Origin of the sequence: Nocardia sp. NBC_00403 (genome assembly GCF_036046055.1) — a bacterium.
In the GTDB taxonomy this organism is placed as follows: Bacteria; Actinomycetota; Actinomycetes; order Mycobacteriales; family Mycobacteriaceae; genus Nocardia.
This window is the reverse complement of record NZ_CP107939.1, coordinates 7933566-7947471: the sequence shown is the minus strand read 5'-3', so window position 1 is coordinate 7947471 and position 13906 is coordinate 7933566. Positions and strand designations below refer to the sequence as shown.

The 13906-nt window shown below is 66.3% G+C and carries 11 protein-coding genes; 6 read left to right on the top strand and 5 right to left on the bottom strand.

The annotated features are described in order from the left end of the window. Positions 1-28: 28 nt before the first annotated feature. Positions 29-259 carry a mycoredoxin gene (locus OHQ90_RS35725; RefSeq protein ID WP_328413332.1) on the bottom strand — a complete coding sequence of 77 codons (231 nt, stop codon included), beginning with the start codon at positions 257-259 and terminating at the stop codon, positions 29-31. Positions 260-374: 115 nt separating this feature from the next. Here OHQ90_RS35725 and OHQ90_RS35720 point away from each other — a divergent pair, with 115 nt between their 5' ends. The 4 genes from OHQ90_RS35720 (at position 375) to OHQ90_RS35705 (ending at position 4598) form a co-directional block, all read left to right on the top strand. Continuing rightward, positions 375-857, top strand: coding sequence for an EVE domain-containing protein (locus OHQ90_RS35720; RefSeq protein WP_328405199.1), 483 nt, complete (start codon positions 375-377; stop codon positions 855-857). Beyond that, entirely contained in the window at positions 854-1330 is a 477-nt protein-coding gene (locus tag OHQ90_RS35715; protein ID WP_328405197.1) for a MarR family winged helix-turn-helix transcriptional regulator, read from the top strand. Before OHQ90_RS35720 ends, OHQ90_RS35715 begins: the two co-directional genes overlap by 4 nt. Before the next feature lie 203 nt (positions 1331-1533). After that, positions 1534-3687, top strand: coding sequence for an ATP-dependent DNA helicase UvrD2 (locus OHQ90_RS35710; protein ID WP_328413331.1), 2154 nt, complete (start codon positions 1534-1536; stop codon positions 3685-3687). Between the two features lie 587 nt (positions 3688-4274). Next, the gene (locus tag OHQ90_RS35705) at positions 4275-4598 is read left to right on the top strand and encodes a WhiB family transcriptional regulator (protein WP_406232413.1); all 324 of its coding nucleotides are present in this window, start codon (positions 4275-4277) and stop codon (positions 4596-4598) included. A 250-nt stretch (positions 4599-4848) separates the two neighbouring features. Here the strand turns inward: OHQ90_RS35705 and OHQ90_RS35700 are convergent, their stop codons facing one another. The 3 genes from OHQ90_RS35700 to OHQ90_RS35690 all read right to left on the bottom strand — a co-directional run bounded on the left by OHQ90_RS35700 (position 4849) and on the right by OHQ90_RS35690 (position 8644). Further along, positions 4849-6192 (bottom strand): ABC1 kinase family protein, encoded by a 1344-nt coding sequence (locus tag OHQ90_RS35700; RefSeq protein WP_328405195.1) that lies wholly within the window; start codon positions 6190-6192, stop codon positions 4849-4851. An 82-nt stretch (positions 6193-6274) separates the two neighbouring features. Continuing rightward, positions 6275-7141 carry a hypothetical protein gene (locus OHQ90_RS35695; protein WP_328405193.1) on the bottom strand — a complete coding sequence of 289 codons (867 nt, stop codon included), beginning with the start codon at positions 7139-7141 and terminating at the stop codon, positions 6275-6277. A gap of 87 nt (positions 7142-7228) precedes the next feature. Continuing rightward, the gene (locus OHQ90_RS35690) at positions 7229-8644 is read right to left on the bottom strand and encodes a zinc-dependent metalloprotease (protein WP_328405191.1); all 1416 of its coding nucleotides are present in this window, start codon (positions 8642-8644) and stop codon (positions 7229-7231) included. Positions 8645-8770: 126 nt separating this feature from the next. On the opposite strand from OHQ90_RS35690, the gene OHQ90_RS35685 reads away from it, so the two are divergent. Next, positions 8771-9796, top strand: a complete 1026-nt coding sequence (locus OHQ90_RS35685) for a YlbL family protein (RefSeq protein ID WP_328405189.1) — start codon at positions 8771-8773, stop codon at positions 9794-9796. Positions 9797-9911: 115 nt separating this feature from the next. Here the strand turns inward: OHQ90_RS35685 and OHQ90_RS35680 are convergent, their stop codons facing one another. Then, positions 9912-10493, bottom strand: a complete 582-nt coding sequence (locus OHQ90_RS35680) for a PPA1309 family protein (RefSeq protein ID WP_328405187.1) — start codon at positions 10491-10493, stop codon at positions 9912-9914. 217 nt (positions 10494-10710) lie between these two features. Here OHQ90_RS35680 and OHQ90_RS35675 point away from each other — a divergent pair, with 217 nt between their 5' ends. Beyond that, positions 10711-13704 carry a UPF0182 family protein gene (locus tag OHQ90_RS35675; protein ID WP_328405185.1) on the top strand — a complete coding sequence of 998 codons (2994 nt, stop codon included), beginning with the start codon at positions 10711-10713 and terminating at the stop codon, positions 13702-13704. Positions 13705-13906 lie beyond the last annotated feature (202 nt).

Sequence of the window (13906 nt, the reverse complement as noted above, 5' to 3'; positions counted from 1 at the left end):
CGGATGTGCTATTCGGATCTATGGGCCGTCAGGCGATTGCGGCAAGTGCCGACTTGACTGCGGCGAGCGACGGGTTGGTCGCGGTGGTGCCGTCGGCGAACTTCACCGTCGGCACCACATGGTTGCCGTTGTTGACACTGCCGACAAATTCGGCCGATGTCGGGTCTTGTTCGATGTCGATCTCGACATAGGTGATTCCGGCCTCGTCCAGCTGGGTCTTCAGCCTGCGGCAATAGCCGCACCAGGTGGTCGAGTACATCGTCAGGTCAGGCGTCGCGTCAGTCACGGATCTTGCAACGCCCGGTGATTCATTCCTGTTCCATATCCGCGTGTCGATGCTTGCCATGTATTTAATATGCGCGCATACTAAATGCATGGCAAGCATCGAAACGACCCGGTCCGTCACGGCGACGAGGTACTGGCTCGGCGTCGTCTCCAGAGAACATGTCCGCCGCGGGGTCGAGCTCGGCATCGCGCAGGCCAACCATGGCAAGCGGTCCGCGGTGGAGCGATTGGGCCCCGGCGACGGGTTCATCTATTACTCGCCGCGCGAAGGGATGCGGGCAGGCGCGCCGATCCGTGCGTTCACCGCCCTCGGCACCATCGACGACCGGCCGGTATGGCAGGCCGACCCGCAGCAGGTTCCCGGCGGCGGCTGCTTCCAGCCGTGGCGCCGGTCGGTGAGCTACCGGACCGAGGCACGGGAAGTCCCCATCGACAGCCTGCGCGCCGAACTCGAGCTCACCAGCGTGCCGAACTGGGGAATGGTGCTGCGTCGTGGGTTGATAGAACTCAGTGCACACGATTACGCGTTGATCGCACACGCCATGCTCGACGGCGCCGAGGGAGGCAAATGAGTGCGGACCGATCCGACAAGGGCCTGCGCAGCAGGTTCGCGGAGGCCGACGAAAGCCCAGGGCTCTTGCTCTGGCAAGTGACCAATCGCTGGCAGGCGGCCCAGCGTGCGGCTCTGGCCCCCTTCGACCTCACCCACGTCCAGTTCGTCCTGCTTGCGTCGCTGACCTATCTGGCGGCCCGCACGGAAGAGCCGGTCATGCAGCGCGACCTCGCCGACCATGCCGCCACCGACCCGATGATGACCTCGCAAGTCCTGCGCGCGCTGGAACAGAAGGGCCTCATCGAACGCCGAGACCATCCGCACGACCGCAGGGCCAAGGCGCTGATGCCGACCGAGACCGGCGCGACGCTGGTCAATCGGGCCCTGGCCGCGGTCGAGGACTGCGACAGCGAATTCTTCGCTCCGCTCGGCGCCGACGGGCGCGCCTTCGCGGGCGCGCTCACGCAACTGCGCGACCGCGCGACCCGCTGACTCGGGCCGCGGCGGTATCCGTCCGTCGATGCGCGGCACCGCACCGTCCATCCATGAGGCCAGGTAGAGCGCCATATATAGGGCAAAGTCGCCGAGCGAAGGCCGCGAGCGGCAGTTGAGTGAGTTGCCCGATGCCTGCGGCTGCTCGGCTTGCCGGCCTCGCCTCGCCGTCGGCAGGCGCGGTCTTGTCGGTCGGCGCTGTCATGATGGAGCCCGTGCCAGCACTCGACCTCGCCGCCCTCGACCCGGAGCAGGCCGCCGCCGTGCGCGCGCCGCGAGGGCCGGTGTGTGTGCTCGCGGGCGCAGGTACCGGCAAGACCAGGACCATTACCCACCGGATCGCGCATCTGGTGTCGGCCGGGCACGTGAAGGCCGACCAGGTCCTCGCGGTGACGTTCACCGCGCGCGCAGCAGGGGAGATGCGTGGCCGACTGCGCGAACTCGGGCTCGGCGGCGAAGCGAATCAGGTGCAGGCGCGCACGTTCCACGCCGCGGCACTGCGCCAGCTGAAGTATTTCTGGCCACAGGTCGTCGGCGAGGTGCCGTGGCAGCTGATCGATCGCAAGTTCCCGATCGTGGCGCAGGCCGCGACCAAGGCCGGGCTCTCCTCGGCCACCGATAGCGTTCGCGACCTGCTCAGCGAAATCGAATGGTCGAAGGCCTCGCTGATCGCGCCGGAGGACTACCCCGCGGCGGTGGCCAAGCATCGGCGTGAGCCGCCCTACGACCCGGCGCGGGTGGCCGAGGTCTACCTCGCCTACGAAGCGCTCAAGACCTCGCCGGAGGGCCTGCTGCTCGACTTCGACGACCTGCTGCTGCACACCGCCGCCGCGCTGGAGGACTATCCATCGGTGGCCGACGAATTCCGCGGCCGCTACCGGAGTTTCGTTGTCGATGAATACCAGGACGTGACCCCGCTGCAGCAGCGGGTGCTCGACGCCTGGCTCGGCGAACGTGATGATCTGACAGTGGTCGGCGACGCGAACCAGACGATCTACTCCTTCACCGGCGCCACTCCCGCCTACCTGCTCGACTTTTCCCGGCGCTTCCCCGAGGCGACGGTGATCCGGCTGGAACGCGACTATCGCTCGACCCCGCAGGTGGTGTCGCTGGCCAACCGAGTGATCGGCGCCGCGCGTGGCCGCATCGCGGGCACTCGGCTGCAGCTGATCGGTCAGCGGCCCGATGGGCCCGAACCGGTGTTCGCCGAATACGACGACGCCCCTGCCGAGGCCGCCGCCGTGGCGCGGTTCATCAAACGGCGGATCGAGGCGGGCATGCCCGCCGCGGAGATCGCGGTGCTGTATCGCATCAACGCGCAGTCGGAGGCCTACGAACAGGCGCTGACCGAACTCGGCATCCCGTATCAGCTGCGCGGCGGTGAGGGCTTCTTCGCGCGAGCCGAGGTCAGGCAGGCCGTGCAAGCGTTGCGCACGGCCGCAGCCCGCGACGATCTGCCCGACCAGGCGCGCAGCGGAAGCGCCCTGGTCACCCTGGTCAAGGCGGTGCTGGGCCCGCTCGGACTCACCGCTGCCGAACCGGCGGGCGCGCAGGCGCGGGAGCGCTGGTCGTCACTGGTCGCACTGGTGCGGCTGACCGAGGAACTCGTCGGTCATGATGACCAGCTCGACCTGCCCGCTCTGCTGCACGAACTGCGCGCCCGCGCGGAGGCACGGCACCCACCGACCGTCCAGGGCGTGACGCTGGCGTCGCTGCATGCAGCGAAGGGCCTGGAGTGGGACGCGGTTTTCCTGGTCGGCCTCGCCGACGGCACGCTGCCGATCGCGCATGTGCTCGGTGACAAGGGCTCGGTCGCCGACGAGGGGGCGTTGGAAGAGGAACGCCGCCTGCTCTACGTCGGTGTGACCCGGGCCCGCGAATACCTGCAGCTGTCCTGGGCGCTGTCGCGCGGCGAGGGCAGCAGGCGCACGCGTCGGCGCTCCCGGTTCCTCAATGGCCTGGTCCCCGACGATTCCCCCGCGTCGCGGATCGCCGCGCCCGCCTCCGGCGCCACCTCGAACGGGATTCGCCCGTCCTGCCGGGTCTGTGCCAAGCCGCTGATCGGCACCTACGCCACGATGCTCGGTCGCTGTCGGCGCTGCCCGGCGGAATTGGACGCCGAGCTACTTGCGGCGCTGCAGGCGTGGCGGGAGGAGAAAGCGCTGGCACTGGAGGTTCGCGAGTTCGTGGTATTCACCGACACCACACTCACCGCGATCGCCGAGCAACTGCCCGGCGACGACAATGCGCTGGCGGCGATCCCCGGGATCGGGTCGAAGAAGCTCGATCAGTACGGCGCGGATGTGCTCGCTATCGTGGCGTCCCGGCTGCGGTCAAGCCCACAAAACCGCAGGTAGAAAATAGGTTGTCGGTTCTGCCGACATTGCATATGGTGGGAATCACGCACCGGGAGGTCATCTCGGCGCGCAGAGTTCAGCTAACAGACAACGAGTTAAGGAGGGAGGCAGACCAATGAACGACTACATGAACTTCGACGCGAACGACGTTGCGGTGAATGCACCCGTCATGTCGGCCTCCCGGGGGATCCTCGCTTTGCAGGGGATCGGTCTGTCCGGCGTCGGTGTATTCGGGGAGCGGGCGCGATTTACGCACATGCATTCCCCCATTTGCACCCTCACGCAGGACAAGCCAAGCGCGGGTTGGCACCCGGCAGCTGCGAAAGCAGCCGTCGGCACCGACGCATTCGAAGCCGGCTATGCACCGGCGGACCTGCAGGCAGCACGCCTCCGCACCGCACACCCAGCGACCGTGATCAGGAATCGACAGAGATGTCGACCTAGGTAGGGAACACCCCGACCTCCTGGCCACGGATCGCCCGAAGCGAAACCGTGGCCAGTATTTTTTCCCGGCCCTTCAGCCGGACGGCACCGGTTTCGCAGAAGAAACGAAACGAACCGCTGCAAACGAGCTGAAGGAGAACGACGTGTTCACCGCAGAGAGCTGGCCGCAGGCCACCGCTGGCGTGACATGCCGAACCGTGGCACTGCCTACCCGCACTCGGGAGGTTACGAAGGTCCTGCCTTGCCGAGCCGGAGACCCCGATCTCTGGTTCGCCGAGAGCCCTACCCAGTTGGAGCAGGCCAAGGCGCTGTGCGAGTCCTGCCCGATCCGTAAGGGCTGCCTGGCCGCAGCCGTGGATCGGCGCGAGCCGTGGGGTGTCTGGGGCGGTGAGATCTTCGACCAGGGTGTCGTGATCGCCCGGAAGCGCCCGCGTGGACGTCCGCGCAAGGTCGCGATCTCGGCATGAGCGAGCGTCGCGAGCTCACATCGGCGCAGCGCCCCGGCGTCATGCCTGAGCCGAGCGTCAGCGAGGCGCAGGCATGACGCTGAGGCTCGTGCCCTCCCTCCCTCCGGTCGCTGAGGCCCATCCGGTCGATTCACTCCGGATCGGGGCCCACGAACGAGAAAGCACAAGAGCCGCTCACCTCGAGATCAGGTGGGCGGCTCTTTTGCGTCGACATCGGCCAGTGGTGAACGGCCCGTGCGTTTTTCGAAGGTCAGCTGGCCGTGCGCTCTTCCCGGAAGCCCGGCATCCAGGTTTTCACCAACTGCATGAACGGCAGTTCCGCGTCGAGCTGGGCCAGGATGCCGACCGAGCCGCCGAGGACGCGGAAGATCATCACGTATTCGGCGGGCAGTTGCAGGGCGCGTGCGGTCTTCATCTCGGGACTCGCGAGATCGGACGCCTTGCCCGCCACCCGCTGCATCCACTTACGGGTGAAGTGAAACGAATCCGTCTGCACCGGGTCGGTGAACGGCCGTAGATAGTCGGCGATCTCTTTATCGGTGATGGTGCGACCGGGAATCACCCAGCCGTTGTCGTACATCAGTTCCGTCAGCTCGTCGAAGCGCTCCTCCACCTCCAGCGCCAGCATGCGGCCGAGCACCTCGGGGAAGCCGTCGGACATGGGTGCGCAGGCGCCGAAGTCGATGACCGCCAGCTTGCCGTCGGGCAGCATCATGAAATTGCCGGGATGCGGGTCGGCGTGCAGCAGGCCGACGGTCTCGGGTGAGGAGAAGTGGAACTTGCCCATCAGACCTGCGACGCGATTGCGCAGCACACGGGTGCCCTCGGGATCCTGCGCACCCTGCTTGATGATCGCCGAGACGGAGGTGCCGTCGAGCCATTCGGTGACGATCACCTTCGGTGCGCTGGCCACCACCTTGGGCACCACGATCTCCGGATGCCCGTCGAACGCCTTAGCGAACGCCCGCTGGTTGGTTGCCTCGTTGCGGTAGTCCAGTTCCTCTTCGGTCCGCGCGGTGATCTCAGCGAGCAGTGGTTTCACGTCGGCGCCAGGAATCACCGAGGCGAACAGCCCCGTCATCCGTGACAGTGTCTTGAGATCCGCGCGTAGGGCCTCGTCGGCGCCGGGATACTGCACCTTCACCGCGACGACCCGGCCATCGGACCAGACCGCCTTGTGCACCTGGCCGATGCTGGCCGACGCGGCCGGAGTGTCGTCGAAGGACTGGAACCGCTGCCGCCATTGGGTGCCGAGCTGCTGGTCGAGCACCCGATGCACGGTGCCGGCGGGCATCGGGGGTGCGGCGGCCTGCAGCTTGGTCAGCGCCTCGCGATAGTGCTCGCCGAACTCCTCGGGGACCGCCGCCTCCATCACGCTCAGCGCCTGCCCGAACTTCATCGCGCCGCCCTTGAGCTCACCGAGCACGGTGAACAATTGTTCGGCGGCCTTCTGGTTCAATTGGGCGTTGATCTCGGACTTGTCGCCACCGGCCAGCTTCTTACCGAACCCTACGGCGGCTCGTCCTGCGATCCCCAGCGGAATCTTGGCTAACTTGGCATTGCGGGATGAGCGACGACGCACAATCTCAGACACGTACCCATCATGGCGGACAGACCCGTCACTGTGCCATCGCAATGTGCGGCCTTTCCTTGGCAGAGTGTAAGAATCGCCACAATCATGTAGTCGGACCAGCGAAGATTCCGCGACATCCGCAGGCGGCGTGCGGCGGCCACTCGCGCCGCTCGATCACATGCGAAGCAAGATCGAGCTCGACGGTGGAATTGAGAGTGGCCAGTTCGTGCCGGGGCGAGCAACTGCGGATCGCCTCGAATTCGCCGAGCAGTAACGCCGTTGTCGCCGCGATACCTGCGGGCGAGGCGTGCCCGACCCGGCCGAGCAGTTGTGCGGCGAGCAACGGCCAATCCGGGTCGTACCGGCAGCGGATGAGGTCGACACAGCGCAGACAGCTGGTCATTCCGGGCAGCACCAGCGGCCCGATGACGCCCTTGTTGTCACGGATGCGGACGTGCAGATGCGGAATCCGGTGCAGCACCAGGTCATTGGCGAGACGCGGATCTATCACCAGCGAGTCGGTGAGCAGTACCAGATCGGCCCGCCAACCGGTGATCGTGGCGTCGGGGCGGTAGTCGCGGGAGCGGCTCGGCCGCAGCCCGAGCCCGCGCAGTCCGGCCGATACCGCGTCCGCGAGCGGACCGAGCCCGTGCACGCGCACGGCACGGACGGGTCCTGCGGTGTCGCCGTGGTGCACGAGCAGGCCCGCATCGTCGATCTCGGCCAGCAGTGCAAGCGCACGCTCCGGTGCTATGCCGTGTTCTCCGGCTCGCCAGATGAGCTGCGGTCTGGTCTGTAGTCCGTCCAAGAGGCGCAGGAAGGCGAGCACGGTGTCGACGGTCAGCTCGGCCGGGTGCAGCAGCAGTGCGCCCTCCGGGTCCCAGCCGAGTTGGACCACACCGGAGGGGCGCACCAGGATCGTCACCCGGGGATGCAGCATCGGACCGTGAGGGCGGATCGTTGTTGTCATGGCCAGCAGTATGCGGACCAGCCAAGGCCACAGACACCGCGAAACCTGCAGTTATCCACAGGGATCCGCGGTATCTACAGGACAGTCTCAGGACTTGTCGCTGTCCTTGCCGAGGTCGGGACCGCCGGTGCCGGGCTCGTCGGACGCGGCCTGCTTGCGCTCGGCCTCGTCGCGTTCGCGGGCCTCGGTCGCGGCCAGCTGGGCCAGCGGATCGTCGAACGCGGTGGCGCCGCCGCCGATCACCGAGTCGATGAAGCCGGCAGGGGAGTCGAGATCGTCGGAATCCGGCAGCAGATCCGGGTGCGCCCAGATGCCGTCCCGTGCCTCCATACCCGCGTCGGTGGTCAAACGCCGCCACAGCGCCGCCGCCTCACGCAGTTTGCGCGGCCGCAACTCCAGGCCGACCAGGGTCGCGAAGGTCTGCTCGGCCGGGCCGCCGGTGGCGCGGCGCCTGCGCAGCGTCTCGGCGAGTGCACCCGCGCCGGGCAGGCGATCGCCGACCGCCTCGGTGACGACGACCTCGACCCAGCCTTCGATCAGTGCGAGCAGCGTCTCCAGCCGTTCGAGGGCTTGCTTCTGCTCCGGGGTGGTCTGCGGTTCGAAGGTGCCCTGCGACAGGATCTCCTCGAGCTTCGAGGGATCGCTCAGTGCCATCGGGTCGATACCTTGCGCCGCCTGCTCCAGCGCGGAAAAGTCCATTTTGATGCCGCGCGCATAGTCCTCGACCGCGCCGAGCACCTGCTGGCGCAGCCACGGGATATGACCGAACAGTCGCTGATGGGCCGCCTCGCGGGCGGCCAGGAACACCAGAATCTCGCTCTCCGGCTGCTCCAGCCCGGCGCTGAACTCCGAGATGGCCGCCGGCAGCAGCGCCGCGGTGCCGCTCGGTCCCAGCGGGAGACCGATGTCAGTGGAGGTCAGCACTTCCTTGGCCAGCTGCCCGAGCGCCTGCCCGAGCTGTGATCCGAAGGCGAGGCCACCCATCTGGCTGAGCATGCCCACCATCGGACCCGCGAATTCCCTTGCCTCCTCGGGCAATTGCGAGGTCCACATGCCCGAGATCTGCTCGGCCACCGGATCGCACAGCCGCTTCCAGGTCTGCAGCGTCTCCTCGATCCAGTCGTTGGCCGTCCATGCCGCAGTCTTGGCCGCACCGGCGGGCAAGGTGGTCGCGCCATCGAGCCACACCTCGGCCAGGTGCGCCGCATCGGTCACGGCGCTGGCCGCGCCCGAGGTCAACGGAGTCAGGTCGGCTCCGAGCTGTTGCCGGGCCAGCCGCTTGGCGACGTCGTAATTCACCGGACCGGCCGATGCCGACCCTGGCTGCCCCATACCACTGAGCATCTGCCCGAGCGAGGTCAGCATCTGCCCGAGTTGCGACGGGTCGAAGCCGCCCGCACCGAAGCCGAGCGGGTTGTTCGCATCGGGACCGCCCGGCTCCTCGCCACGCTTGCGCGCGTCGTCGTCATCGCGATTCGAGAATCCGAAGGGGAGGTCACTCATACCCCTTACGTTACGCGTGCGGCATAGGGGTCTTGTGTTCGCGCGGCGCGAAATCAGAGGACACCCGGACGTGGTAAACGCACGCCTGCGCCGCCCATCGGTGCGGCGATCACTACTGTGGTCGAGGTGAATCGACGGATCCTCACCCTCGTTGCCGCTTTCGTCCCGGTGCTCGTGCTCGGTGTCGCGGGCAGCGTCTTCACTGTGCCGTTTGTCGCACTCGGACCAGGGCCGACGTTCAATACGCTCGGCGAGGTCGAGGGCAAGCAGGTCGTCGATGTGCAGGGTGCGGTGCTCGACCCCACCACGGGGCACCTGAACATGACCACCGTTTCGGTGCGCGACGGGCTGAACGTTTTCGAAGCGTTCGGCTTCTGGGTCAGCGGCGAACACGGCCTCGTGCCGCGCGCCGAGGTCTATCCGCCCGGAGTGCCGCGTGAGGAAATCGACAAGAACAACCAGCAGGACTTCAAGGACTCCGAGGGCAACGCGGAGATGGCCGCGCTGCATCATCTGCACCTGCCGACGGTCGTGCTGGTGCGCAAGGTCGGCGACGACGGCCCCGCGAAGGACGTGCTCGCCGCGGGCGACGAGCTGATCAGCATCAACGGTGCACTGGTCAGCACGCCGAAGGACGTGGTTGCCGCGGTGTCCTCGCAACCGCCCGGCGCCCAGATCACCGTGGTGTTCCGGCGCGGCAATGCCGAGCAGAGCGCGAGCATCACCCTTGCTCCTCGTCCGGACGACGCGGCCAAGGGCTATCTCGGTCTGACACCGACCGAAGGCGCGCGTCCCCCGATGCAGGTCACCTTCAACCTCGCCGACATCGGCGGTCCCTCGGCAGGCCTGATGTTCAGCCTCGCGCTGATCGACAAGCTCTCACCCGGTGAACTCGACGGCGGCAAGTTCGTCGCGGGCACCGGCACCATCGACCAGGACGGCAAGGTCGGCCCGATCGGCGGCATCCAATACAAGATGATGGCCGCCCGTGACGCGGGCGCGGAAACCTTCCTCGTCCCGGCCGCCAACTGCAACGAGGCCAAGCAGCGCATCCCGGACGGCCTCCGCCTGGTGAAGGTCGAAAACCTCGACGGCGCCGTCGCGTCGCTCAACGACATCAACGCGGGGAAGCCGACAGTCTCCTGCAATTAGGCGGCTGCCTCGCCTTCGCTCGCCCCGGCGCTGCTGCGGCGGAGTTGCGTGCGTTCGCTCCGGTGCTCCTGCTCCTGCGGCGCCTGCGCTCGGTCGGCCGCACAGCCATGGGCGGTTACTCGAACGTGTGGAGAAGGGCTTCGATGACGTTGGGTGCCAGGTTCGGGTACGTGCGCAGGTCCAGGTCGCCGAAGTCTTCCGCTTCGTCCTCCGGCCGCACCTGCAGCAGCGCCAGCGATGTGCCCTCGCGCAGCACTGCCGCGAACAGCCGCGCCTCACGACGTTCCGGGTGCGCCTCGGCAGCTGCGCGCGCGGCGGCGTCGGCGGCGTCGTGATCGGCGAGCAGTGGTGCGAGCGCATCATCGAGGGTGCTCTCGGCATCCGGTGGGAGCACCACGATCTCCTGCACCAGCACACAGCCCTCTACAGCGTCGGGCCAGCTTGTGGTCGCGAGGAACTCGTCGAGTGCCATCGACCCGCCGGTCACGTCGTCCGGAAAGGATTCCTGGGCAACGGGAGTCAGCTCGTTGCCGTCATCGAGCTCATCGATGAGGCCGGGCTCGGCCGCGACCAGATCGGCGGTGCGTACCAGCGCGAACATCTGCGGCGGGTGCCCCCAGCCCTCGGCGTCCACGAATTCGGCCACCTCCCGGACGGAGCGGGCGAGGACGAGTTCGGCGTGCAGGTCAGCGGTCACACAAACATCCAATCAAACGGTCGGTCGATCGCGGATCGCCGGTCCGGGTTAGTGGCAGCCCTTCTGGTCTGCGCAATTCCGGCCCTGCCGTCTGAACGGTGTCCGATTCCGTAGAGTGGGCGCGGAAGAGGTCCGCAAGGACCACCGGCAACATCGGACTGCGGCGCATCGGCCGAAATATCGGTGCGAGTGCCGCCGGACCTTGGAGAGTGGCATCGTGGGCATGCGGCCCCCCACCGGCTTACCTTCGTTGTCCCGACGCAGCCGAGTGCTGCTGGTGGCGGCCATTATTGTGGCGGCGCTGCTTTTGTTGGGACCACGACTGACCGACACGTACACGAACTGGTTGTGGTTCGGCGAGGTCGGCTTCCGGAACGTCTATCTCACTGTCCTGCGCACCCGATTGCTGTTGTTCTTGGTGGTCGCGGTGTTCGTCGGCCTCGTCGCCTGGCTGGCGCTGCTGCTGGGCTATCGGACTCGTCCGGTCTTCATTCCGGTCGCGGGCCCGAATGACCCGATCGCGCGCTACCGCACCACCGTGATGAGCAGGTTGAAGCTGTTCGGCATCGGCATCCCGGTGCTGCTCGGTCTGCTGTCCGGTCTGGTGGCGCAGTCGAATTGGGTCACCGTGCAGTTGTTCCTCAACGGTGGCTCGTTCGGGCAGAAGGATCCGCAGTTCAACCTGGACGTCGGGTTCTACGCGTTCGATCTGCCCTTCTACCGGATGGTGCTGAACTGGTTGTTCGTCGCTGTCGTCATCGCGTTCTTCGCAAGCCTGGTGACGCATTACCTCTTCGGCGGGCTGCGTCTTTCCGGTCGGGAAGGCACGCTGACTCGTCCCGCGCGCATCCAACTTGCCGTGCTTGCCGGGCTTTTCGTGCTGCTCAAGGCCATCGCGTACTGGTTCGACCGCTACGAACTGCTCTCCAGCAGCCGTAAGGAGCCGACCTTCACTGGTGGTTCGTTCACCGACATCAATGCCGTGCTGCCCGCCAAGCTGATCCTGCTGTCCATCGCGGTGATCTGTGCGGTGGCCTTCTTCGCTGGCATCGTGCTGCGCGATCTGCGGGTGCCCGCGATGGCCGCGGCTCTGCTCGTGCTGTCGTCGATCCTGGTCGGCGCGGTATGGCCGCTGGTTGTCGAGCAGTTCTCGGTGCGTCCGAACGCTGCCGACAAGGAAAGCGAGTACATCGAACGCAATATCGCCGCCACCAGGCAGGCGTTCGGCATCACCAACGACAAGATCGATTACAAGGACTACAAGGGCGAAAGCCGCAAGAACCCGCTGGACGTCCCGGTCGACGCGGCGACCATCGGCAATGCCAGGCTGCTCGATCCGAACATCTTGTCGCCCACCTTCACTCAGCTGCGGCAGCTGAAGAACTTCTACGGCTTCCCCGAGTCGCTCGACATCGACCGCTACAACATCGATGGCGATATCCAGGACTACATCGTCGCAGCCCGTGAGCTGTCCCCCGCGGCGCTGAGCGGCAACCAGACCGACTGGATCAACCGCCACACCGTCTATACCCACGGCAACGGTTTCGTCGCCGCCCCGGCCAACCGCGTCAACAAGCCGCAGTCCGAGGATCCCAACGCGACCGGCGGCAGCAGCGACAGCGGCTACCCGATCTTCATGGTCAGCGATCTGTTCACCCCGACGGACAAGCAGCGGATCAAGGTCGACCAGCCGCGGGTGTACTACGGCGAGCTGATCTCGCAGGCGAATCCGGACTACGCCATTGTCGGCTCGATGGCGGGCCAGCGTCCGCGCGAATACGACTCCGACACCGCGCAGTACACCTACACCGGCAAGGGCGGAGTGTCGATCGGCAACTGGTTCAACCGGTTGGCCTTCGCGGCCAAGTACGCCGAGCGCAATATCCTGTTCTCCTCGGCCATCAGCGACGACTCCAAGATCATCTTCAACCGCAGCCCGCGCGATCGGGTGCAGAAGGTGGCGCCGTGGCTGACGACCGATGGGAACGCCTACCCGGCGGTCGTCGACGGCCGGATTCAGTGGATCGTCGACGCGTACACCACGCTGGACAACTACCCCTACGCGCAGAGCACCTCGTTGGAGGGCGCGGAGGACAGCATCGACAAGAAGACCGGCCGGCTGCTGCCGCGCAAGGAAGTCAGCTACATCCGTAACTCGGTGAAGGCGACTGTCGACGCCTACGACGGCACGGTGACCCTGTACGAGGTGGATTCCTCCGACCCGGTGTTGAAGGCATGGCGCGGCGTGTTCCCCGGCGCGGTCAAGCCGGAGAGCGAGATCTCACCGGAGTTGCGGGCCCACTTCCGGTATCCGGAAGATGTGTTCAAGGTGCAGCGCGACATGCTGACCAAATATCACGTAGACGATCCACGAGAGTTCTTCACCAACAATGCGTTCTGGTCCGTGCCGTCCGACCCGACCGTAGACGGTGGCGGCAACTTCAAACAGCCGCCGTTCTATGTGCTGCTGGGCGATCCGCAGACGAACAAGCCGGTGTTCAACCTGACCAGCGCCATGGTTGGTTACAACCGAGAGTTCTTGTCCGCGTATATCTCTGTGCGATCGGATCCGGATGGTTACGGCAAATTCACTGTTCTGCGATTGCCGACCGACACCCAGACCTTGGGCCCGCAGCAGACACAGAACAGAATGACGACTGCGCCAGACGTCTCACGCGAGAAGACCCTGCTATCCAACTCGAACAAGATCAAGTATGGCAATTTGCTGACCTTGCCGATTGCCGATGGTGGAATTCTCTACGTGGAGCCGTTCTACAACGAACGGAATACCGGGCCGAGTACCTCCACTTTCCCGCAGCTACTGCGGGTGCTGGTGAGCTACCGTGACGCGGCGGGCAGTGTGAAGGTTGGCTACGCCTCGACCCTGGCCGAGGCGCTGAACCAGGTGGTGCCCGGAGCCGGTGCGCTGGCTACCCCATTCGGGGGTGATCCCGCGTCGCGACCGGTACCCGGTGCCGTGCCACCACCGGTGGAGGGCGCCACGCCACCGCCTGCTGGTGTCACCCCGCCGCCTGCTGGCGTAACCCCGCCAAATGGCTCATCGGCCGCGAAGGACGCCGCCGCAGCGGAGCTGAATCGGAAGCTCGAGAATGTGCGTAATGCCATGCGCACGGGCAACTTCCAGGACTTCGGCAAGGCGCTGGATGAACTGGAGGCCGCAGTCAAGGCATACCAGGACGCCGGTCGCTGACCCGAACGTCAGCTCGGGTGCACGCATAGCATGCGGCGCTGCCTCCCTGTCGGTGGCAGCGCCGCGCACCGCGGTAGAACCTGTTCAGGCAATGTCGAGCAGCATATTTTGCCGCGTTGCCTCGTTGATCCAGAGATGGATATCCCAGACGCGTGGGTGCGGCATCCCGATCGGGTTCGGAATCGGTGGCGGGATATAGGCG

Bases quoted from the DNA above. Each gene is read 5' to 3' on its own strand.
- OHQ90_RS35690 (WP_328405191.1), bottom strand. From the start codon at position 8,644: ATGAGTGACCTCCCCTTCGGATTCTCGAATCGCGATGACGACGACGCG.
- OHQ90_RS35715 (WP_328405197.1), top strand. From the start codon at position 854: ATGAGTGCGGACCGATCCGACAAGGGCCTGCGCAGCAGGTTCGCGGAG.
- OHQ90_RS35720 (WP_328405199.1), top strand. From the start codon at position 375: ATGGCAAGCATCGAAACGACCCGGTCCGTCACGGCGACGAGGTACTGG.
- OHQ90_RS35710 (WP_328413331.1), top strand. From the start codon at position 1,534: ATGATGGAGCCCGTGCCAGCACTCGACCTCGCCGCCCTCGACCCGGAG.
- OHQ90_RS35725 (WP_328413332.1), bottom strand. From the start codon at position 259: ATGTACTCGACCACCTGGTGCGGCTATTGCCGCAGGCTGAAGACCCAG.
- OHQ90_RS35695 (WP_328405193.1), bottom strand. From the start codon at position 7,141: ATGACAACAACGATCCGCCCTCACGGTCCGATGCTGCATCCCCGGGTG.